A 20444-nucleotide genomic window follows, 5' to 3' on the forward strand; every position below is an offset into this window, starting at 1 on the left:
GTGAGCCTGCACGTCATGAAGGTGCCCGACATCGGCGAGGGCGTCGCCGAGGTGGAGCTGGTCGAGTGGCTGGTGACCGCCGGCGACACCGTGGCCGAGGATCAGCCGCTCGCGATCGTCATGACCGACAAGGCGAACGTGGAGATCCCGTCCCCGGTGGCGGGCAGGGTGGCGAGGCTTGGCGGCGAAGTCGGGCAGTTGCTCGCGGTCGGTGCGGAGCTGGTGGCGATCGATACGCAGGCGATGGCCGCCGGAGCCGGATCGACGCCCGCGCCAGGTGTGCCGTCGGGCCTGGGTGCGCCGTCGGTCCCGGGTGCGCTGTCGACCACGGGCGCGTCGCGGCATGACGGCATCGAAGTGCCGCCGGTGGAACGCGTGCTGCGGGCTGGCGGGGCGGGCGCCGTCCCGCCAGCCGCCAGGCCTCTGGCCTCGCCGTCGGTGCGACGGCATGCCCGTGAACTCGGCGTGGACCTCCGCGAGGTGCCGGGCAGCGGACCCGAAGGCCGCGTGCGGCACGAGGACGTCGATGGCTTTGCGGCGCGGCGCAGGTCCGTGACGCGGGACGCCGGGGCGGCCGGCGCGGCGGGCAGCGCGGCGGGCAGCGACGCGGCCAGCGGGGCGGGCAGCGACGCGGTGCAAACCCTGCGGATGCTGGGCTTGCGCCGGCGGATCGCCGAGGCGACGCAGGAGGCGTGGCGTCGCATCCCGCATTTCAGCTACATCGAGGAGGTCGACGTCACCGAGCTCGAGGCGCTGCGCGAGGCGCTCAACGCAAGGCATGCCGCGGCACGCGGCCGGCTCACGCTGCTGCCGTTCGTGCTGCGCGCGATCGTGCTCGCGGTGCGGGAGCATCCGCGGGTCAACGCACGCTTCGACGATGAGGCCGGCCTGGTCGCCCAGCATGCTGCAGTGCATGCCGGCATCGCCACCCATACCGAGGCGGGGCTGTTGGTGCCGGTGCTGCGTCACGCCGAGGCCCGCGACCTCTGGTCGATGGCGGCCGAGCTTGCCCGGTTGGCCGGCGAGGCGCGTGCCGGACGGGCGAGCCGCGACGAGCTGACCGGCTCGACGATCACCGTCACCAGCCTGGGCGCGCTGGGCGGCATCGCGTCGACACCGGTGATCAATCGTCCCGAGGTGGCGATCGTCGGCGTGAACCGGATCGTCGAGCGGGCGGCGATCCACGGCGGCGCAGTCGTGGCGCGCAAGACGATGAACCTTTCGTCGTCCTTCGATCATCGAGTCATCGACGGAATGGATGCTGCGCGCTTCATCCAGTCGGTGCGCGGCTTCCTGGAATGCCCGGCGCTGCTGTTCGTGGACTGAGGGCCGGCGCCGACGCCGCTTTATGAGATCCGCCCGCTCGCGGGCGCCCGTAGAATCGCCCTCCAAAGTCGTCAGACCCCAGTCGTCAGACCCCAGAAGAGAACGGACCCATGAGCCAAGCGATCGCCGATCCCGGCAAGCCCTCCATTGGCGCGGTGCGCGACAACCAGCGGCTGGACGAAGCCGCGCTGGACAAGTGGTTCCGCGCCAACGTTGAGAATCCGGCCGAGCCGCTGGTGCTGAGCCAGTTCAACCGCGGCGCCTCCAACCCCACCTACCTGATCACGGCCGGCCAGCGCCGCTGGGTGCTGCGCAAGAAGCCGCCGGGCGAGCTGCTGCCCAGCGCGCACCAGGTGGACCGCGAATACCGCGCGATGGCCGCGCTGGGGTCGATCGGCTTCCCGGTGCCGCGGATGCGCGCGCTCTGCGAGGATGCGTCGGTGATCGGCACGTCCTTCTACGTGATGGATTTCCTGGAGGGACGCATCTTCCGCGATGCGCGCCTGCCGGGCATGTCGCCGGCCGAGCGCGCGGCGATCTACGACAACCTCAACGAGACGCTGGCGCGGCTGCACCAGGTGGACTTCGCCGCGATCGGCCTGGCCGATTTCGGCCGCCCGGGCAACTACTTCCAGCGCCAGATCGACCGCTGGATCAAGCAGTACCGCGGCGCGGAGACCGAGCACATCCCGGAGATGGAGCGGCTGATCGCCGAGCTGCCCGGCCGGATCCCGGCAAGCGACGAGGTGAGCATCGCGCACGGCGACTACCGCCTGGAGAACGTGATGTTCCACCCCACCGAGCCGCGCATCGTCGCGGTGCTCGACTGGGAGCTCGCCACGCTGGGCCATCCGCTGGCCGACATCGCCTACGGCTGCATCCTCTACCACTCTGACTCGGAGAGCTGGGGCACGCTCAAGGGAATCGACGACCTGAAGGCGGCGGGCATCCCCAGCGAGGCGGAGTACGTGGCGGCCTACTGCAGGCGCACCGGCCGCGACTCCATCCCCGGCTTCAACGTCTACCTGGCGTTCTCGATGTTCCGGCTGGCCTCGATCGGGCAGGGCGTCTACAAGCGCAACCTGATCGGCATCGGCAACGCGCCGGCCTCGTCGGACAACTCCAACACGAAGCACCTGGCCGCGAAGGCCTGCGAGATCCTGGACCGCTGAAGCCGGCCAGCGGCGGCCCCGTCCTTCAGGACGCGGCCGCCGGCACCGCCGCGCTGCCGCCCGCCAGCCTGCGCACCCGCCAGTACAGCCAGCCGGCGATCGACAGGTTGAGCAGGTTCCAGCCCATGCCGTTGAGGAAGGCCGCCTGGTAGCTGCCGGTGAGGTCGAAGATCCAGCCCGACATCCAGCCGCCCAGCGCCATGCCGAGCAGCGAAGCCAGCATCACCGCGCCGACGCGTGCGCCGGCCTCCTGAGGAGCGAAATGCTCGCGGATGATGATGGCGTAGGCGGGGACGATGCCGCCCTGGAACAGCCCGAACATCGCCGACACCACGTAGAGCGACACCAGCCCGTCGAAGGGCAGGAACAACAGCAGCGCGACGCCCTGCAGCGCCGAACCCAGCAGCAGCGTGCGGATGCCGCCGATGCGGTCGCAGATCACCCCGGAGACCAGCCGGCTGACGATGCCGCAGGCGAGCATCAGCGAGAGCATCTCGGCGCCGCGCGCGGGGCCGAAGCCCAGGTCGCCGCAGTAGGCCACGATGTGCACCTGCGGCATGGCCATCGCGACGCAGCAGCCGATGGCGGCGATGAACAGCAGTGTCTGGGCCTGCGCCGGACGCAGGCCGAAGGGGCGGCTCCCGTCGCGCGCAGCCACTCCCGCGCTCGCCGGGGCGGCCACCGCCACCGGCGGGCGCTGGCGCATGCGCAGCGACAGCGCGAACATCCCCAGCCCGCAGACGACGCCCATCAGCATGTAGGTCTCGCGCCAGCCGATGGCCTCGATGCCGTGCTGGACGATGGGCGGCCACATGGCCCCCGCGATGTAGTTGCCGCCGGCGCAGATCGCCACCGCGATGCCGCGGCGGCGGCTCCACCACAGCGCGGTGTCCGCCATCAGCGGCGCGAAGGTGGACGACGCGCCGATGAAGCCCAGCAGGGCGTGGGCCAGGCCGAAGGCCCAGATGCTGCCGGACATGGCGGCCAGCACGTAACCTGCGCAGGTGGCGAGCGCGCCCACCCACAGCACCGGCATCAGGCCGTAGCGGTCGGCCAGCCGCCCGGTGAGCAGTCCGCCAACCCCCAGGCTGATCATCATCAGCGTGTAGGGCAGCGAGGCATCGCCGCGGCCCACGCCGAACTCGGTCTGCACCGCGGGCAGCACCACCGACACCACGTACATGCTGCTGTTGCCCAGCACCACCAGGCCGAGCGTGAACAGCAGGCGCCAGGCGGCCTGGCGGGAGTCGATCAGATCGGGGTGGGCGGGGGCGTTTCGCATGCCGCAAACTGTACTGGATCGGCGCAGTCTGGCATCGTCCGGCGGGTCGCTTTCGGAAGGCCGATGCGGCAGACGCCACAACCCTGGAGACCTCATGCTTTTCGACGTCCGCACCTACACCTGCAAGCCCGGAATGATCAAGCGCCACCTGGCGCTCTACCAGCAGCTGGGGCTCGCGCCGCAGTCGCGCAATCTCGGCGAGCCCTTCGCCTTCCTGGTCACCGAGACCGGCAACGTCAACCAGTACATCCACATCTGGGCCTACGCGAACGCTGCCGACCGCGAGCAGCGCCGCGCCGCCCTGTGGACGGATCCGGAGTGGCTGGCCTACACCGTCGAGAGCGCGAAGCTGGGCGCGCTGGAGGCCCAGGAGAACCGGCTGATGACGCCGGCGGAGTTCTTCAGGCCGGGACCGAAATGAGCACGCCAGCGCAGCGGGAAACCCGGGTCGAGATTCTCAAGGATCTCCTGCAGTGCCAGCAGAAGGCGGTGGTCAGCCGCATGCTGGTGAAGAACACCGGCGGCAGCGTGACCATGTTCGCCTTCGACAAGGGCGAAGGCCTGAGCGAGCACACCGCGCCCTACGACGCACTGCTGGTGGGGGTCGAGGGCGAGGCGGACGTGCGCATCGCAGGGGTCACGCACCGCCTCGGCGAGGGGCAGACCGTGCTGATCCCTGCGACGGCTCCGCATTCCGTAGATCCCGTGACGCCTTTCAAGATGCTGCTGGTGATGATCCGGGGAGAGATTCCGGAGACGGCCTCGCCGCGCTGAGGCCCGTCTCAGCGCTGTGCCGGCATCGCCAGGATCTCCAGCGCCTCGCGGTACAGCTCGATCCGCTGCGTCGCCATCCGGATTCCGGATCTGAGAACCAGGTGCTGCAGCCTGCGCTCGCGCGTCATCTGCTCGTCGGAAAAGTCGCGCGCCTCGATCTCCCGGTAGAGGGCGAGCATCCGTTTCTCCTCCTCCAGCTTCTCGCGGACCTGCGCGTCCAGCCCGCTCTGGCCGAGCGCGGCCTCGGCGCGCATGCGCACGAAGAACTCGTCGCGCACTGTGCGCGAGCCCAGGTCCGATCCTGTCCAGCGCCGCAGTTCACGCTTGCCCGCGGGAAGCACACGCCAGGCGCGTTGCCGCCCCGGACCTTGCTCGACCGGTTGCGAGGCGACCCAGCCTGCCTCTTCGAGGCGGCCGAGTTCCCGGTAGATCTGCTGGTGCGTGGCCTGCCAGAAGTAGCCGATCGACCGGTCGAAACGGCGTGCCAGTCCGGCGCCGGTGGCGGGACGTTCGGTGAGTGCGGTCAGGATCGCGTGGGGCAGGGACATCGGATGGGGATCGGCTGCGCGATGGGGCAGTCGGCATCTTGCCGCATTGCTCGAATTGCAACCAGTTGCATCCTGTTCGTCGCTGCGTTATTTTATTGCAACCAGTTGCATATCCAGTCCCGGCGCCAGCCGACGGTCGCCGCCCAACCTCCGGGAGAAACCGATGTCCCTGCCTCCGATCCTCACCGAGCGCCTGCGCCTGCCCGTCGTGGCGTCGCCGCTGTTCATCATCTCCAATCCCGACCTGGTCATTGCGCAGTGCAAGGCCGGCATCGTGGGTTCCTTCCCCGCCTTGAACGCGCGCCCGGCAGAGCTGCTCGACGAGTGGCTGCACCGCATCAAGGCCGAGCTCGCCGAGCATGACCGCCTGCACCCGGAGCGGCCGTCCGCGCCGTTCGCGGTGAACCAGATCGTGCACAAGTCGAACGACCGGCTGGATCACGACCTGGAAGCCTGCGTGCACCACAAGGTGCCGATCGTGATCACCTCGCTGGGTGCGCGCCGCGAGGTCAACGACGCGATCCACAGCTACGGCGGCATCGTGCTGCACGACGTCATCGACAACGCCTTCGCGAAGAAGGCGATCGAGAAGGGCGCTGACGGCCTGATCGCGGTAGCGGCGGGCGCGGGCGGCCACGCCGGCTTCCAGTCGCCGCTGGCGCTGATCCAGGAGATTCGCCAGTGGTTCGACGGTCCGCTTCTGCTGTCCGGCGCAATCGCGTCGGGCCGATCGATCCTCGCGGCGCTGGCGATGGGTGCCGACATGGCCTACATTGGCTCGGCCTTCATCGCGACCCGGGAAGCCAACGCGGTCGAGGGCTACAAGAAGATGATCACCGAGTGCGGCGCGGGCGACATCGTCCACACCAACCTGATCACCGGCGTGCATGGCAATTACCTGAAGCCCTCGCTGGTCGCCGCGGGTCTCGACCCCGACAGGCTGCCGACCAGCGACCCTTCCAAGATGGACTTCGGCTCGAACCGCCAGAAGCCCAAGGCCTGGAAGGAAATCTGGGGCTGCGGCCAGGGGATCGGCGTGCTGAACGAAGTGCAGAGCGCCGGCGAACTGGTCGACCGGTTCGAAGCGGAGTACGAGGCGGCGCGCGCGCAGCTGTTCAGGCGCGTCGCCTGAGCCCATAGCCCAAGGGAGTCCAGATGACCCTGATGATTGCCCCGATCGCGCGCCGCCGCGGTGACGCACCTGCGCTGATCGACGAGCAGGGCCAGCGCAGCTGGGCCGAGCTGGAGTCGCGCGCCAACCGGCTCGTTCGTGCGCTGCGGGCTGCGGGCCTCGCGCCCGGCGACCGGATCGCGCTGTTCGCGGGCAACAGCCGCGCGGTGTTCGAGCTGGCGGCGGCGGCCTCGCACGCTGGCATCAGCTACGTGCCCGTCAACTGGCATCTCACGGTGGACGAGCTCGCCCACGTGCTGGCGGACTCCGGTGCGCTGGGTCTGTTCACCGACACGCGCTTCGCGGGGGTCGCGGCGCAGGCGCTGGCGCGGGTGCCGGCCGCGGGCAGCCGTTTGGCGGTGTGCGCGGCCATCGGGCCGGGGCAGCCGGCGCCGGCGGGCTTCCAGGACTTCGAGGCGCTGGTCGCGTCGCAGGCGGACGATTCCGATCCGCCGGACCAGATGCAGGGCGGGCCGATGTTCTACACGTCCGGCACCACCGGGCGGCCCAAGGGCGTGGTGCGCCCCGGCGCGGGGCTGCAGCCGGCCGAGGGCCTGCGCCTGCTGGCCGAGGGCCTGATGGGCAGCCTGGAGCTGCCGCCCGACGGCACCACGCTGCTGTGCGGGCCCTACTACCACTCGGCGCAGTTCGGCTGGTCCTTCTACCCGATGCTGATGGGCTCCACGGTGGTGATGTCCCAGCGCTTCGACGCGCAGCAGACGCTGGAGCTGATCGACGCGCACCGGGTCACCAACGTGCACCTCGTGCCGACCCAGTTCATCCGGCAGCTGCGGCTGCCGCCCGAGGTGAAGTCGCGCTTCGATGGCAGCTCGCTCGTGCGCGTCTGGCACGGCGCCGCGCCCTGCCCGCCGCAGGTCAAGCGCGAGATGATCGACTGGTGGGGGCCGTGCATCCACGAGTATTACGGCTCCACCGAGGGCTCGGTGGTGACCGGGATCTCGTCGCAGGAATGGCTGGAGCGGCCGGCATCGGTGGGGCGGGCGACCTTCCAGACCGACGCGATCATCCTGCGCGACGACGGCAGCGAGGCCGCGCCGGGCGAGCAGGGCACCATCTACATGCGCAGCCGGCGCGGCATCGACGTCGCGTATCACAACGACCCGGACAAGACCGCGGAGGCGCATCGCGGCGCCGGCCTCTTCACCACCGGCGACGTCGGCTGGATCGACGCCGAGGGCTACCTGTACCTGACCGACCGCAAGATCGACATGATCATCTCTGGCGGGGTGAACATCTACCCGGCGGAAATCGAGGCGGCGCTGGCCTCGCACCCCCAGGTGCAGGACGTGGCGGTGATCGGCGTGCCGCACGCCGAGTTTGGCGAGGAGGTCAAGGCGGTGGTGCAGCCAGTCCCGGGCACGGAGGCCGGCCCCGCATTGGCCGAAGCGCTCGAGCGTCATTGCCGCGCGGCGCTGGCCGGCTACAAGGTGCCGCGCTCCTTCGATTTCCGCGACGAGATGCCGCGCACCGAGACCGGCAAGCTGCAGAAGCGCCTGCTGCGCGACGCCTACTGGCAGGGGGCGCAGCGCAGGATCTGAGGGTGGGGGGATCCGTCGCGAGGGGGGCGTAACGATCGAAGGGGATCGCGTCGCTCGAAGGAGATCGCATTGCTCGAAGGGGCGCGCCCTGAGCTTCCCGGGGCCGGCTCGGCAGGCCCGGGTAAACCCGGGAGGCCTCCCGGGTAAAATCGCCCCCGGCCACAGAGCCAGGCAACGCAATCACAAGGATCCTCCATGTCCCTCCGCAAGCCCTCCTTCCCCTCGTCCGTTCCCGCGGTTTCCCGTCGCAAGCTGCTCGGCGGCGCGCTCGCCGCCGCCGCCGTGGGCGTCGCTCCGGCCTCGTCCGTATTCGCCAAGGCCGCGTATCCGACCCGGCCGGTGTCGCTGCTGGTGCCGTTCCCGCCCGGCAGCGCGACCGACGCGGTCGCCCGCGCGCTTGCCACCCAGGTGTCCGCCACGCTGGGCCAGCAGATGATCGTCGAGAACCGCCCCGGCGCCGCCGGCACGCTGGCCTCCGGCATCGTCGCGCAGTCGAAGAAGCCGGACGGCTACCAGATCGCGATCGCGCCGGCGACGCTCTTCAAGGTGCCGCACATGCAGAAGGTGCCTTACGACCCGCTGAAGGACCTCACCTACATCATGGGCTTCTCCGGCTACACCTTCGGGCTGGTGGTGCCGGAGTCGTCGCCCTGGAAGACCTACCAGGAGTTCATCGCCTACGCCAAGGCGAACCCCGGCAAGATCAACGTCGGCGCCAGCGGCGCGGGCAGCACCGGCCACGCGGCCACGCTCAAGCTCGCCGAGAAGACCGGCGCCGACCTGAACTACGTCCCGTTCAAGGGCGGTTCCGAAGTGCTGCAGGCCTTCGTCGGCGGCCACATCAATGCGGTGCTGGACGGCGGCTGGGCGCAGGCGGAGAAGCAGGGCAAGGGCCGCGTGCTGCTGATGTTCACCGAGAAGCGCCTGCCGCGCCTGAAGGACGTGCCGACCGCGCTGGAGGTGGGCGTCGATCACGTCGCGCGCAGCCCGATCGGTCTGGTCGGCCCCAAGGGCATGGACCCGGCGGTGGTCAGGGTGATCCACGACGCGTTCAAGGGCGCGCTGTCGGACGCCTCGTACCGGCGCTATCTCGAGACCTTCGACCTGAACGATGCCTACCTGAGCGGCCAGGACTGGTATGCGCTCGCCCAGCGCATGTGGGTCGAGGAGCGCAAGACGCTCGAGTCGCTGGGGATGCTGCAGCAGTAAACGGACGTCGCGGGGTGTGGAATCGCCCTAGAATCGGGCCAGACCACGACACGAGGAGACTTCCATGCCCCGCCACGATCACGCTTCCCTTTTCATCCCGCCCGCGCTCACGCGCCGCCGCCTGCTCGGCGGTGCGCTCGCGGCAGCTGCCGTAGGCGCCACCCCTGGCGCGTCGGTCTTCGCGCAGGCCGCTTACCCGACCCGGCCGGTGTCGCTGCTGGTGCCGTTCCCGCCCGGCAGCGCCACCGACGCGATCGCCCGCGCGCTCGCGCCGCAGGTGTCCAAGGCCCTTGGCCAGCAGCTGGTGGTCGAGAACCGGCCTGGCGCTGCCGGCACGATGGCCACCGGCATCGTCGCGCAGTCCAAGACCCCGGACGGCTACCAGATCGCGATCGCGCCGGCCACCGTGTTCAAGGTGCCGCATATGCAGAAGGTGCCCTACGAGCCGCTGAAGGACCTGACCTACATCATGGGCTTCTCCGGCTACACCTTTGCGCTGGTGGTGCCGGAGTCGTCGCCCTGGAAAACCTTCCAGGAGTTCATCGCCTATGCGAAGGCCAACCCGGGCAAGATCAACGTCGGCACCAGCGGCGCGGCCAGCACCGGCCACGCGGCCACCATGCGCCTGGCGCAGAGGACCGGGGCCGACCTGAACCACATCCCCTTCAAGGGCGGCTCCGAGGTGCTTCAGGCCTTCATCGGCGGCCACATCAACGCGGTGCTGGACGGCGGCTGGGCGCAGGTGGAGAAGCAGGGCAAGGGACGAGTGCTGCTGGCCTTCACTGCCAAGCGCATGCCGCGCCTGCCGGACGTGCCGACCGCAATCGAGCTGGGCATCCAGCACGTCGCCCGCAGCCCGATCGGGCTGGTGGGGCCGAAGGGCATGGACCCCGCGGTGGTCAAGACGATCCACGACGCCTTCAAGGGCGCGCTGTCGGACCCCACCTACCGCCGCTACCTCGAGACCTACGACCTCGAGGACGCCTACCTGAGCGGCGCTGACTGGTATGCGCTGGCCCAGAAGATGTGGGTCGACGAGCGCAAGATCCTCGAAGAGCTGGACATGCTGCCGAAGTGATGGCGTCGCGCCCCGGCCCTGGCCGGGGTGCATGACGCGGGCGCCCGCCGGTCGGCGGCGCCCGCGCGAGCGCGCCGCGGTGCGCTCAGGACGACATCAGGTTCCCGAACAGCACCCAGCGCTTGCCGTCGAAGCGCATCAGCTGCATCTGCTCGATGGTGCCGTGGTCGGTGGGCGAAGTGCTGATCCGGATGCCGGGCACCAGCGAGTCGAACTGCCAGTCCTTCGCGCTCTCCGCCGCGCGCATCAGGCCGGGCCGGGTGAGATCGTCGCCGCAGGCCTCGAGCAGGCGGTGCATGAAGCTGGCGATGTAATACCCGGTGACGTTGAACACGTCGGTCTTGTTGCCGGCCGGGTAGTACTTGTCCATGAAGGCGTGCCAGCGCAGCATGCCTTCGTCCTTGGCCCAGGTCGGATCGGTCGGGTCCTTCATGTAGGCGGCGCTGATCGCGCCCACCGCGTATTCAGGACCTGCCGGCTGGATCACCGTGCCGATCGAGTTGGCGATGTTGGTCAGCACCAGCAGCGGCTTCCAGGCGAGCTCGCCCATCCGGCGCACTGCCTGCGCGGCGAACTTGGGCACTGCCGCGACGATCAGCACGTTCGCCCCTGACGATTGAAGTTGCAGGATCTGCGCGTTGACGGTGGGGTCGGTGACCTCGTATGACACCTCGGCTGCGATGTGCTTCTTGCCGGCCGCGCCGAGGCCCTGGTGCAGGCCCTTCAGGTAGTCCCGGCCCAGGTCGTCGTTCTGGTAGAGCACGCCGATCTTCGCGTTCGGGTTCTGCGCCAGGATGTATTTGGCGTAGATCGAAGCCTCGGTGTCGTAGGTGGGGAGGGCGGTCACCGTCATCGGATAGGCGGCGGTATCCAGCCACTTGCTCGCGCCGCTGGAGATCAGCAGCTGCGGTACCTTGTTCTGGTTGAGGTAGCGCGCCACCGCCGAATTTCCCGCGGTGCCGAGCAGGCCGAACACCGCCATCACCTCGTCCTGCTCGACCAGCCGGCGAATCATCTCCACCGTCTTCGGCGGCGTGTAGCCGTCGTCAAGGCTGATCAGCCGGACCTTCCGGCCCTTGATTCCGCCGTTGGCGTTGACCATGTCGAAGTAGGCCACCTCGGCGCGGCCGATCGTGCCGTAGGCGGAGGCGCCGCCGGAGTAGGGCTGGGTCTGGCCGAGGACGATCTCCTTGTCGCTCGCGCCGGGGCCGTACTTGGGCGCGGCCAAGGCGGGCGTCGAGGCGAGTGCGCCCAGCAGGGCCAGGCTGAGGTTGCGGCGGGTCAGGTCGGTCATCGTTCTGTCCTTCTCGTGATTCGTCGTTCGGATGGCCGATAGTGCACCAGCGCTTGCCGAGGTTCCGAGCCGTCCGGCGCACGGGCTGCCGTGGAGGCGAAAAACGGTCTGCCGCCGCGGGCCGGGGCCGGCACTCGATGCGCCGTCACCCTAAAATCCGCCAGCACCGCGGGCCTGGAATCGGGCCCGGACACCGGCAACCTCATCAGGCCAGGATACTTTCATGACCCAGAACCTCTCGGATGCCGTCACCCTCCGCCGCGGCCCGGCGATCAAGAACCGCTTCATGCTGGCGCCGCTGACCAACTTCCAGAGCAACGCCGACGGCACGCTCAGCGATGACGAGTACAACTGGCTGGTCAAGCGCGCCACCGGCGGCTTCGGCCTGACGATGACCTGCGCGGCGCACGTGCAGGCCAGCGGCCAGGGCTTTCCCGGCCAGCTGGGCATCTGGTCGGACAAGCACCTGCCGGGGCTCGAGCGCCTCGCCAAGGGCATCCGCGCCGAAGGCAGCGTGAGCTCGGTCCAGGTTCAGCACTCGGGTTTGCGCGCCGATCCCAAGCTTTCGGGCCTGCCGCGGGTGGCGCCCTGGGACGACGCCGAGAGCGGCGCGCGCGCGCTCAGCACAGGCGAGGTGGAGCAGCTCGTCGAGGACTTCATCGCAGCCTCGCTGCGCGCGGAGCGGGCGGGTTTCGACGGCGTCGAGCTGCACGGCGCGCATGGCTACCTGCTGTGCGAATTCCTCGATCCGCAGCACAACCTGCGCACTGACCGTTACGGCGGCTCGTTCGAGAACCGCACGCGCGTCTTCTGGGAGATCATCGACGGCATTCGTGCCCGCGCCGGCAAGGACTTCCAGGTGGGCGTGCGGATCTCGCCGGAGCGCTTCGACATCGATATCGGCGAGGCGCTCGTGTTCGCGCGTCAGCTGATGACCTGCGGAAAGATCGACTACCTCGACATGTCGCTGTGGGACTGCTTCAAGGAGCCGATGGATCCGGCCTACCAGGGCCGGCCGCTGATCGACCTGTTCACCGAACTCGAGCGTGGCGGCACGCCGCTGGGCGTGGCCGGCAAGATCATGGACGCCGCCACCGCGCAGAAGTGCCTGGAGCACGGCGCCGACTTCGTGCTGATCGGCCGCGGCGCGATCCTGCACCACGACTTTCCCAAGCGTGCGATCGCCGACTCGGCGTTTCGCTCGGTCGAGCGCCCGGTCACCCGCGAGCACCTGCGCAACGAGGGGCTGGGACCGGCCTTCGTCGACTACATGGCGACCGGGTGGAAGGGCTTCGTGGCGGACTGATGCTTCAGGCCGCCGCCGTCAGGTGCGCCGGGCGCCGCAGTTCGGGCGCCAGCGCCGGCCCCATCATGTCGATGAAGTTTTCGCTGTAGAAGCGCCGGCGCTGCTCCGCGGTGCAGTCGGCGAGCACCTCGTCGAAGCGCTTGATCGGATGGCGTCCGCCTTCCACGTGGGGATAGTCGGACGAGAACATGCAGACCTCGTCGCCGGCGTTGGCGATGATCCAGCCGGCGTCCTCGTGCGGGTAGGGCGCCACGCGGAACTGGCGCCGCACGATTTCCGAGGGTTTCGCCGACAGCCTGCGCAGGCGCTCCTCGTTCTTCATGAAGGCGTGCGCAGCGGAGTCCATCGAGCGCATCCAGCCGGGCACCCAGGAGGCGCCCAGCTCGATCGCGCCCCATTTGAGCCGCGGGAAGCGGTCGAGCACCCCGTCGAAGATCAGCGTGGCCAGCGTCTGCATGGCTGCGTTGGGAATCGGCATGTAGCTGACCGAGGTGAAGTTGTCGTCGCCGCCGTGGAAATCGGGCACCGGCGGCAGGCCGTTCTCCTTGTAGACCGGGTTCAGTTTCTCCTCGCCGCCCACGTGAAGGACCACCGGGATCCCGGCCTCCTGGGCCATCGCCCAGACCGGGTCGAGGCCGACGTGGCTCGGCGCATGGTGGCGCGGGCACAGCGACGGGATCATCAGCGCCTTGGCGCCGAACCGGATCGCGTCGCGGGCGCTTTCGATCGAGCGTTCGATGTCCTCCAGCGGCACGTAGGCGGTGGCGAGCAGGCGCCGGTCCGCCGAGCAGAAGTCGGTCATCATCCGATTGTGCGCGCTGGCCGCGCCGTAGCAGAGCTCCATGTCCTCGCCCTGGTCCAGGCCGAAGTTCCCCAGGCAGAAGGTGGTGAACACCAGCTGGCTGGCGAAGCCGAGCAGGTCCAGCGCTTCCGGGCGGTCTTCGCGCAGGAAGGCGCCATGAGCCTCGAAGTTCTTCCGCAGCAGCAGGTTGGCCGCCACGCCCGCGCGGAACTCCGGGTCGGCGTGCGCCTCGGCCGAGCGGCCCGGGCGCAGGCCGCGCCGTTTCACTGCCTGGTAGGCCGGCAGCGCGTGGAAGCGTTCCAGCAGGCGTCTGTCGAAGTACGGATCCAGGCAGTCGTCGAGCTCCATCAGGTGGCTGTCGGCGTCGTGGATGAGGCGGTCGTTCGCGTAGGGCATGGCGGGCTCCTGGGCGGCAAGTGGATTCAAGCGAACGCTAACCCGTGGACCGCCGTCCTGCCGATGGTGCGCGCAGGGACGACGTTTCGAAATGAGGCGGATCCCGGAGCGTCAACCCTCGAAGAGCGCTACCCCCACCAATGTGTCCAGCGCCTGCTCGCTGGACACATCGCTGAACTGGGTGACCGGATCGAGCACCGCACGCAGCGTGGGCAGGTCGGTGGTGCTCTGGTTCAGCACCTCGGTGTAGTACTTCGACACCTGGATCTGGTTGTGGAACTGCAGCGCAGTGCCGCCCCAGACGGGGTCGTCGTAGGCCTTGGCTCCCAGGTTGCCGAACACCGTGTGGATCATCTGGCCCATGGTCCAGCCGATGTCCAACGCTCCCTGGATGTCGGCGGCGGCCTCGGCCCGGGCCTGCGGGCTGGCGCTGTCCTTGATGATGTTCTCGGCCAGCGCCACGCCCAGCTGCGCGTTGCTCAGCGTTGCGGGATAGACCTCGGTGAACTGCGACTTGCTGGTGAAGACGTCGACGATCTGCCGCACGCTCATGCCGAAGCGCGAGGCGTCGGCCAGCTGGTCCATGTAGGTGACGCCCGGCGCCGCATCGAAGGCCACGATGAAGAAATGCCAGAGCGCCTCGGGCAGGTCAGCGTAGCTGCCGTGTTCACGCGACTCCACTGGCACGGTGCGGTCGGCGAACTGCAGGCGCTCGACGTTCACTGCGACGTCGGTTCCATCGCTGCCGGTGCGGGCGGAGACGATCCAATCACTGCCGGGGCGGCTCACCTGGTAGTTGGCAGCAATGCCGGTCCAGGCCGCCGTGTCGGTGCCGGCGCCTCCGTCGATCAGGTCGTTGCCGGCCCCCCCGATTAATACGTCGTCGCCGGAGTTTCCATAGAGGACGTCGTTGCCGGCGTTTCCATGGAGGATGTCGCTGCCCGTGTAGCCCTTGATGACGTCGTGCTGCGGGGAGCCGTTCAGGGTATCGGCTCCAGAAAGTGCGTACGCTAGAACCCCCTGCATATTCCCCGACTGGACGTAGCTGGCCACTGTCACGGCGCTAAGGCTCGTGCCGCCGATCTCGTAGATCTTCGTGCCGAATTCGTAGTAGTTCGTGGAGGTGACCGTCCCACCGATCACCGCATAGGGGCTGTAGGTGAATCCGTAGCCGTAGTAGTTCTGGACGGAGCCTCCGCTGGCCACCTGGATGTGGTTCGACGTGGCAATGGTGATCGTCCCGTACCAGACCTGCGCGTTCTCCATATTGGTGCTGGTGTATGCCGTACCGACTGCCATAAGGTGCTCCTCATTTTGCCAGGTTGAAGCATCGAAGCTCGAATGCCTTCGGGGCCCCGCAGTATCGACAACTTGGGTCGTCGAGATTGCAATCTAGCAGAGGAGCGGCGCTTCGGACGGTTCCGTCGGTAAGCGCGGAGCGCTGCCTGCGCGTGGTGTCGGGCAGCGCTGCGCGCTTCGTTGACGTGCCGCGTGACGGCAGCAAGAATGACCGCACGTGGCATGTACTTGACTGAGCAGCAGAATCCGCACGCTGGGTTCCGCAGCGGCGAGGCAAGCGGACCCCGAGCGAAAACAGGAGAGCACGATGAAGAGGACGATTGGAACCACTGCCTTGGCCGCGGTCGGCATGGCGTTGGCCGGCTGCGCCACCGGTCCCACCGGGCCGGGCCCGCAGGCGCCGGCGAACGCGTCTGGCGCGCCTACCTGAGCACGCAGGCGACGGGCCTCGCCGACCCCGGCTTCGTCAATGCGCGCGACCGGATCGGCCCGGGGCCCTGGCGCAATGCGATGGGGGTGCTCGTCGCGAACAGCGTCGAGGATCTCCACTCGCCCTCCAGCAACCTGACCAAGGACACGGCGCTCGACGAGCGGGGCCGGCCCGTGAAGGGTCGCACCGACCAGCCCATGGAGCACGACATCCTCACCGGCTCGCGTCCGGATGGCACCGCCTTTCCGGGCGCGCCCTTCGCCGACATGAGCTGCGGCAACTGGACGAAGAGCGGCCCGGACGGTTCGGCGATGACCGGCCATCACGATCGCGCCGGTCCGATCGCGGCCTCGTGGGCAACTTCGTGGAACTCTTCGCATCCAACGCGCGGCTGCCATCCCGAAGGGCTGCGCAGTACCGGCGGCGCCGGCCTCTTCTACTGCTTCGCCGTGAAGTGACGCGCGATCCTGAAGCCCGGAGCCCCACTTTGACCGCATCTGCCGCACCCACCGCCGCCTACACCGCGCTCGACGCGGGCGACTATCTCTCCAGCACGCTCACGAGGGGGCCCTGGGATCCCGCCCACCAGCATGCCGGACCACCGATCGCTCTGGTGTGCCGGGCCGTGGAGCAGGCCGCGCACCAGCACGGCCTCACGCACATCGCGCGGCTCACCGCCAACCTGCTGCGTCCGGTGCCGATCGGCAAGCTGATCGTCGAGGTGATGACCGACTACGTGGGCCGCAACGCCGGGCACTTCTCCGCGCACCTGATGGCGGGCGACAAGGACGTGGCCAGGTTCACCGCGCTGGCGCAGCGCGAGACGCCGCTCGAACTGCCGCAGGAACTTGCCGGCCATCCGCTGCCGATGGCGCCGCTCGCGCCCGATGAGTCCCCGGCGGCGAGCTTCCCCTTCGCGGGCCGGCAGGTGGGGTACGCGGACCTGGTCGAAACCCGGCTGGCGCGCGGAAAGTTCTGGAACGGCCCCTGCGCGGTGTGGTTCCGCCTGCGCCATCCGCTGGTCGAGGGGGAGGAGCCGAGCCCCTACCAGCGGGTGGCGGTGGCGGCGGATTCCGGCAACGGAGTGAGCGCCATCCTCGACTACGAGCGCTACCTCTTCGTCAATTCCGACCTCACCATCAACCTGCTGCGGCGGCCGGTGGGCGAATGGATCTGCCTGGATGCGCGCACCTGCCTGGGCAGTGACGGCGGCGGCCTCGCGGAGTCTGCGCTCTATGACGAGCTGGGCTTCGTGGGCCGCGCGACGCAGAGCCTGGCGGTGCGGGCGCGCTGACAAGCCGCTGCCATTTCAAACCGGTCTGCAGCCGGCGCCAGCCCGGTCGTCGACCACGAATCAAGATCTTCGAAATGGCCCGTCCGGGCGTGTTCCGGATTCAGTGCGGCCCTGGCGCCGTTTCACGCTTCGGCGTGAAGAATGCATCTCCCCTGCAAGGTCGGCAATGTCCTGTGCCGAACGAGGGCCTTCTCCAATCCGTTTCCGTCAGGACCCCATTACATGATGCTTCTCCGGAGCTCGAAACGTCGGTTGCTGCAGTGTGCGCTCGCGCTGTCGGTCATTTCCTCCAATGCCGCCTTCGCAGAGACTGCGGTCTCGTATCCGAAAGGCAACGTACCGGTTCGAATCGTCACGCCCTATGCTCCCGGGGGCGGTACCGATACCCTCGCGCGCACCCTTGCGCCGCAACTCGCCAGCGCGCTGAAGACGAGCGTGGTCGTCGAGAACAAGCCCGGTGCCGGGGGCCTGATCGGGGCGGACCATGTCGCCAAATCGGCTCCTGACGGTCACACCATCCTGATCACCATCACCTCGCTGATCCAGGCACCCAGCATCTACACGACCGTTCCGTTCGATCCGATCAAGGACTTTGTCCCGATCGCCCTGATGGCCCGGGTTCCGCTGGTGTTTGCTGTGCGAAGTGACCTCCCAGCGAAGGACGTCAAGGAGTTCGTCCATCTCGCCAAGGCCGATCCGCAGAAATACCCGCTGGGCAACTACGGCACCGGCACCCTGTCACACATCATGGCGTCGATGCTGACCAGCCAGGCGGGGCTGGACGCCACGCATGTTTCCTACAAAGGCATTCCGCCGCTGATCCAGGATCTGCTCGGCGGACAGATCGCCGGCGGCTTCGTCGATCTCACCACCCTTCCGCATGTGAAGTCCGGTCGGCTCAAGTATCTCGGCGTCACGGGGCCATCCCCGCTGGCGCAGATGCCTGAGTTGCAGACCCTGAACGGCCAGGGCTTCAAGGACTTCGAAGTATTCGGCTGGGCCGGCGCGTTCGTGCCGGCAGGTACGCCGAAGCCGATCGTCGAAGTGCTGGCCAGGGAGTTCACCAGGCTGATGAGCGAGCCTGAGTATCAGTCGCGCCTGAACACCCTGTCCTACCAGCCCGGCGGAATGGACCGCCAGGAGTTCGGCAGGATGCTGGGGACCGACCTGCAGATGTGGGCACGGCTGATCAAGCAGGCCAACATTCCGAAGAACTGAGCCTCGCGTCCATCGGTTCGACTGCCATTCGGAGATCGAGGGCGCGCTCTCAGCGCGCGCTCGATGCTGCGCCGTACACCTCCCGCTTGATCGCGAACGAGAACGGGTGCCAGAACGCCATCTGGCGCTGCGCCATCACGATGCCCGCCAGCCCTCGGCGGGGGTTGATCCACCAGTGGGTGCCGGCGATGCCGCCCCACTGGAACTCGCCGACCGAGTCCGGCGGGTCGATCGAGGAGGTGCCGAGCGTCACCGCGCCGCCCAGGCCGAAGGCCTTGCCCTTCGCTTCGCCCACGGTCGGGAAGCGGATGAAGGTGCCCTCGGGCAGCTGGTTGCTCATCATCAGCTCGATGGTCTCCGGCTGCAGCAGCATGGGCCCGCCCGGGATCAGGCTGCGGATCAGCGTGATCATGTCCGGCAGGCTGGACACCAGGCCGCCGCCGCCCGACAGGCGCGGCACCGGCTTGCGGTAGGCGCCGGGCCAGGGCGAATCGTCGGTGCGGGTCAGCCCGGGCTTCATCGGATCGGTCAGGCTCGCGCCCGCGTAATAGGCGACCAGCCGGTGCTGCTGGTCCTCGGGGACGACGAAGCCGGTGTCCTTCATCCCCAGCGGCCCGAAGATGCGCGCCTGCAGGAACTCGTCGAAGCGCTGCCCGCTCGCCACCTCGACCAGGCGCGAGAGCACGTCGGTGGCCACCGAGTACTCCCAGGCAGTGCCCGGGTGGAAGGACAAAGGCAGGTCGGCCAGCGTGTCCATCATGTCGGCCAGCGTGCTGGTCGGCGCCAGCACCTTGCGCCCGGTGTAGGCCGCGTACATCGTGGTGCCGGGGTCCAGCAGGCCGTAGCTGAGGCCCGAGCTGTGGCTGAGCAGGTGGCGGATGGTGATCGGGCCGCGCGCCGGCTCGGTGTCGTCGATCGAGGTGGCCCCGGGGCGCAGCACGCGGCGCGCGCCCAATTGCGGGATGTACTGCTCGATCGGGTCGTCGAGGTCGATGCGGCCTTCTTCCCAGAGCAGCATCACCGCGCACGACGTGACGAGCTTGGTGTTGGAGAAGATGCGGAACAGGTGGTCGGGCGCGAGCGGCGTGCCCGCTTCCCGGTCGGCCATGCCGACGCAGTGCAGGTCGACCAGGTCGCGCCCGTGCAGCACGGCCGAGGACACGCCGGCGAGGAGGTCGGCGTCCACCGCCTGCCGCATCGCGGCGTGGGCGGACGAGAAGTCGAAGGGGCGGGCGTCGAGGGCGGCTGCGGACATCGTGGGGCGTTCTCCTGTCGAAGCGACGACGATATCCACGGGGACAGCCGGTGTCGACCGCGCAGGCGCTGCCGGGCGCCTGACGGTTCCGGAAACCCGCGCGAGCCCGGATCTCAGCGTGCGGTGTAGCCCCCGTCGTCCAGGTAGTACGCGCCCGTGATGAACGAGGCTGCATCCGAGCACAGGAACAGCGCCAGGCCCGCGATCTCCTCCGGCTGGCCCAGGCGCCCGATCGGGTGCTGCGCGGTGATCGCAGCCAGCCCTTCGTCGGTGGCGCGCACCGGGGCGGTCATCGGAGTTTCGATGAAGCCGGGGCCGATTGCGTTGACCCGGATGCCGCGCTGCGCGTACTCGATCGCTGCCACGCGCGTCAGGCCGACCACGCCGTGCTTGGAGGCGGTGTAGGCCGAGGCGTTGGCGAAGCCCACGCTGCCGAGGATCGACGCCATGTTGACGATCGCGCCGCCGCCGTTCGCCAGCATCGCAGGCAGCTCGGCGCGCACGCAGTGGAAGACGCCGTCCAGGTTGATCGACAGGATGCTGCGCCAGCGCTCGAGGTCGTAGTCGGCGGTGGCGCGGCGCTGGCCCTCGCCGCCGCCCACGCCGGCGTTGTTGACCGCGCAGTCCAGCCGCCCGAAGGCAGCGACGGTGCTTGCGACCATGTCTGCTGCCGAAGCTGCGTCGGCGACGTCCACGGCAACGAAGATCGCCTGTGCACCGGCCTCGCGCAGCGCGCGGGCCTGCGCCTCGCCGGCGCTCCCCGGCAGGTCCGCCAGGGCGACGCGCGCGCCGCTTGCGGCGAAGGCCTTCGCGGTGGCCAGGCCGATTCCGGACGCGGCGCCGGTGACGAGGGCGACCCGGCCGGCGAAGGCTTCGGGCGAGAAGGTGCGGCGCGGGTTCGCGGCGGTTGGGGTCATTGGGGGCTCCTGTCGTGGGGTTCGGATGCACAGAGATCACGAATCCGCGCCGGGGCGCAAGGCGCCTGTGCAGGGATTGAAATGACCGCCCGGGCGGCGGCGGCCGGCCCGCGT

19 protein-coding genes are annotated in these 20444 nt (G+C 69.0%); 12 read left to right on the forward strand and 7 right to left on the reverse strand.

Annotation, left to right across the window (positions count from 1 at the left end; translation table 11 throughout):
* Both HNQ70_RS09615 and HNQ70_RS09620 read left to right on the forward strand, forming a co-directional pair.
* Window positions 1-1326, forward strand: a complete 1326-nt coding sequence (locus HNQ70_RS09615; protein ID WP_183966833.1) for a 2-oxo acid dehydrogenase subunit E2 — start codon at window positions 1-3, stop codon at window positions 1324-1326.
* 110 nt (window positions 1327-1436) lie between these two features.
* The gene (locus HNQ70_RS09620) at window positions 1437-2498 is read left to right on the forward strand and encodes a phosphotransferase family protein (RefSeq protein ID WP_183966835.1); all 1062 of its coding nucleotides are present in this window, start codon (window positions 1437-1439) and stop codon (window positions 2496-2498) included.
* Window positions 2499-2523: 25 nt separating this feature from the next.
* Here HNQ70_RS09620 and HNQ70_RS09625 read toward each other — a convergent pair whose 3' ends face one another.
* Entirely contained in the window at window positions 2524-3780 is a 1257-nt protein-coding gene (locus HNQ70_RS09625) for an MFS transporter (RefSeq protein WP_183966837.1), read from the reverse strand.
* Window positions 3781-3874: 94 nt separating this feature from the next.
* Between HNQ70_RS09625 and HNQ70_RS09630 the strand changes: the two genes are divergently transcribed.
* Together HNQ70_RS09630 and HNQ70_RS09635 are read left to right on the forward strand one after the other, a co-directional pair.
* On the forward strand, window positions 3875-4201 hold the full coding sequence (locus HNQ70_RS09630; RefSeq protein WP_183966839.1) for an NIPSNAP family protein: 327 nt from the start codon (window positions 3875-3877) through the stop codon (window positions 4199-4201).
* On the forward strand, window positions 4198-4554 hold the full coding sequence (locus tag HNQ70_RS09635; RefSeq protein WP_183966841.1) for a cupin domain-containing protein: 357 nt from the start codon (window positions 4198-4200) through the stop codon (window positions 4552-4554). The genes HNQ70_RS09630 and HNQ70_RS09635 overlap by 4 nt, the downstream gene beginning before the upstream one ends.
* An 8-nt stretch (window positions 4555-4562) precedes the next feature.
* Here HNQ70_RS09635 and HNQ70_RS09640 read toward each other — a convergent pair whose 3' ends face one another.
* The gene (locus HNQ70_RS09640) at window positions 4563-5102 is read right to left on the reverse strand and encodes a PadR family transcriptional regulator (protein WP_183966843.1); all 540 of its coding nucleotides are present in this window, start codon (window positions 5100-5102) and stop codon (window positions 4563-4565) included.
* Window positions 5103-5265: 163 nt separating this feature from the next.
* Here HNQ70_RS09640 and HNQ70_RS09645 point away from each other — a divergent pair, with 163 nt between their 5' ends.
* From HNQ70_RS09645 to HNQ70_RS09660, 4 genes are all read left to right on the forward strand, one after another.
* Window positions 5266-6234, forward strand: coding sequence for an NAD(P)H-dependent flavin oxidoreductase (locus HNQ70_RS09645; protein ID WP_183966845.1), 969 nt, complete (start codon window positions 5266-5268; stop codon window positions 6232-6234).
* Between the two features lie 23 nt (window positions 6235-6257).
* Entirely contained in the window at window positions 6258-7832 is a 1575-nt protein-coding gene (locus tag HNQ70_RS09650; protein ID WP_183966847.1) for an AMP-binding protein, read from the forward strand.
* 195 nt (window positions 7833-8027) lie between these two features.
* Window positions 8028-9041: a tripartite tricarboxylate transporter substrate binding protein gene (locus HNQ70_RS09655; protein WP_183966849.1), complete on the forward strand. Its 1014-nt coding sequence runs from the start codon at window positions 8028-8030 to the stop codon at window positions 9039-9041.
* Between the two features lie 64 nt (window positions 9042-9105).
* Window positions 9106-10119, forward strand: coding sequence for a tripartite tricarboxylate transporter substrate binding protein (locus HNQ70_RS09660; protein WP_183966851.1), 1014 nt, complete (start codon window positions 9106-9108; stop codon window positions 10117-10119).
* Window positions 10120-10204: 85 nt separating this feature from the next.
* On the opposite strand, the gene HNQ70_RS09665 is transcribed toward HNQ70_RS09660, so the two are convergent.
* Window positions 10205-11413, reverse strand: coding sequence for an ABC transporter substrate-binding protein (locus HNQ70_RS09665; protein WP_183966853.1), 1209 nt, complete (start codon window positions 11411-11413; stop codon window positions 10205-10207).
* A gap of 223 nt (window positions 11414-11636) precedes the next feature.
* Here HNQ70_RS09665 and HNQ70_RS09670 point away from each other — a divergent pair, with 223 nt between their 5' ends.
* The gene (locus tag HNQ70_RS09670) at window positions 11637-12719 is read left to right on the forward strand and encodes an NADH:flavin oxidoreductase (protein ID WP_183966855.1); all 1083 of its coding nucleotides are present in this window, start codon (window positions 11637-11639) and stop codon (window positions 12717-12719) included.
* Between the two features lie 4 nt (window positions 12720-12723).
* Here HNQ70_RS09670 and HNQ70_RS09675 read toward each other — a convergent pair whose 3' ends face one another.
* Both HNQ70_RS09675 and HNQ70_RS09680 read right to left on the reverse strand, forming a co-directional pair.
* Window positions 12724-13917: an amidohydrolase family protein gene (locus HNQ70_RS09675; RefSeq protein WP_183966857.1), complete on the reverse strand. Its 1194-nt coding sequence runs from the start codon at window positions 13915-13917 to the stop codon at window positions 12724-12726.
* Window positions 13918-14028: 111 nt separating this feature from the next.
* Window positions 14029-15216 (reverse strand): calcium-binding protein, encoded by a 1188-nt coding sequence (locus tag HNQ70_RS09680; RefSeq protein WP_183966859.1) that lies wholly within the window; start codon window positions 15214-15216, stop codon window positions 14029-14031.
* Between the two features lie 207 nt (window positions 15217-15423).
* Between HNQ70_RS09680 and HNQ70_RS09685 the strand changes: the two genes are divergently transcribed.
* The 3 genes from HNQ70_RS09685 to HNQ70_RS09695 all read left to right on the forward strand — a co-directional run bounded on the left by HNQ70_RS09685 (window position 15424) and on the right by HNQ70_RS09695 (window position 18158).
* Window positions 15424-16104 carry a hypothetical protein gene (locus tag HNQ70_RS09685; protein WP_183966860.1) on the forward strand — a complete coding sequence of 227 codons (681 nt, stop codon included), beginning with the start codon at window positions 15424-15426 and terminating at the stop codon, window positions 16102-16104.
* Between the two features lie 29 nt (window positions 16105-16133).
* Entirely contained in the window at window positions 16134-16940 is an 807-nt protein-coding gene (locus HNQ70_RS09690) for a thioesterase family protein (protein ID WP_221302752.1), read from the forward strand.
* Window positions 16941-17162: 222 nt separating this feature from the next.
* Window positions 17163-18158, forward strand: coding sequence for a Bug family tripartite tricarboxylate transporter substrate binding protein (locus tag HNQ70_RS09695; protein WP_183966865.1), 996 nt, complete (start codon window positions 17163-17165; stop codon window positions 18156-18158).
* 49 nt (window positions 18159-18207) lie between these two features.
* Here HNQ70_RS09695 and HNQ70_RS09700 read toward each other — a convergent pair whose 3' ends face one another.
* Together HNQ70_RS09700 and HNQ70_RS09705 are read right to left on the reverse strand one after the other, a co-directional pair.
* Entirely contained in the window at window positions 18208-19413 is a 1206-nt protein-coding gene (locus HNQ70_RS09700; RefSeq protein WP_221302753.1) for a serine hydrolase domain-containing protein, read from the reverse strand.
* A gap of 113 nt (window positions 19414-19526) precedes the next feature.
* On the reverse strand, window positions 19527-20330 hold the full coding sequence (locus tag HNQ70_RS09705; RefSeq protein WP_183966868.1) for an SDR family NAD(P)-dependent oxidoreductase: 804 nt from the start codon (window positions 20328-20330) through the stop codon (window positions 19527-19529).
* Between the last annotated feature and the right edge of the window lie 114 nt (window positions 20331-20444).

Source organism: Quisquiliibacterium transsilvanicum (genome assembly GCF_014202215.1).
GTDB classification, from domain to species: Bacteria; Pseudomonadota; Gammaproteobacteria; order Burkholderiales; family Burkholderiaceae_E; genus Quisquiliibacterium; species Quisquiliibacterium transsilvanicum.

Coding starts and splice junctions, on each gene's coding strand:
- HNQ70_RS09620 (WP_183966835.1), top strand. CDS start 1,437: ATGAGCCAAGCGATCGCCGATCCCGGCAAGCCCTCCATTGGCGCGGTG.
- HNQ70_RS09625 (WP_183966837.1), bottom strand. CDS start 3,780: ATGCGAAACGCCCCCGCCCACCCCGATCTGATCGACTCCCGCCAGGCC.
- HNQ70_RS09630 (WP_183966839.1), top strand. CDS start 3,875: ATGCTTTTCGACGTCCGCACCTACACCTGCAAGCCCGGAATGATCAAG.
- HNQ70_RS09635 (WP_183966841.1), top strand. CDS start 4,198: ATGAGCACGCCAGCGCAGCGGGAAACCCGGGTCGAGATTCTCAAGGAT.
- HNQ70_RS09640 (WP_183966843.1), bottom strand. CDS start 5,102: ATGTCCCTGCCCCACGCGATCCTGACCGCACTCACCGAACGTCCCGCC.
- HNQ70_RS09645 (WP_183966845.1), top strand. CDS start 5,266: ATGTCCCTGCCTCCGATCCTCACCGAGCGCCTGCGCCTGCCCGTCGTG.
- HNQ70_RS09650 (WP_183966847.1), top strand. CDS start 6,258: ATGACCCTGATGATTGCCCCGATCGCGCGCCGCCGCGGTGACGCACCT.
- HNQ70_RS09655 (WP_183966849.1), top strand. CDS start 8,028: ATGTCCCTCCGCAAGCCCTCCTTCCCCTCGTCCGTTCCCGCGGTTTCC.
- HNQ70_RS09660 (WP_183966851.1), top strand. CDS start 9,106: ATGCCCCGCCACGATCACGCTTCCCTTTTCATCCCGCCCGCGCTCACG.
- HNQ70_RS09665 (WP_183966853.1), bottom strand. CDS start 11,413: ATGACCGACCTGACCCGCCGCAACCTCAGCCTGGCCCTGCTGGGCGCA.
- HNQ70_RS09670 (WP_183966855.1), top strand. CDS start 11,637: ATGACCCAGAACCTCTCGGATGCCGTCACCCTCCGCCGCGGCCCGGCG.
- HNQ70_RS09675 (WP_183966857.1), bottom strand. CDS start 13,917: ATGCCCTACGCGAACGACCGCCTCATCCACGACGCCGACAGCCACCTG.
- HNQ70_RS09680 (WP_183966859.1), bottom strand. CDS start 15,216: ATGGCAGTCGGTACGGCATACACCAGCACCAATATGGAGAACGCGCAG.
- HNQ70_RS09685 (WP_183966860.1), top strand. CDS start 15,424: ATGACCGCACGTGGCATGTACTTGACTGAGCAGCAGAATCCGCACGCT.
- HNQ70_RS09695 (WP_183966865.1), top strand. CDS start 17,163: ATGATGCTTCTCCGGAGCTCGAAACGTCGGTTGCTGCAGTGTGCGCTC.
- HNQ70_RS09700 (WP_221302753.1), bottom strand. CDS start 19,413: ATGTCCGCAGCCGCCCTCGACGCCCGCCCCTTCGACTTCTCGTCCGCC.
- HNQ70_RS09705 (WP_183966868.1), bottom strand. CDS start 20,330: ATGACCCCAACCGCCGCGAACCCGCGCCGCACCTTCTCGCCCGAAGCC.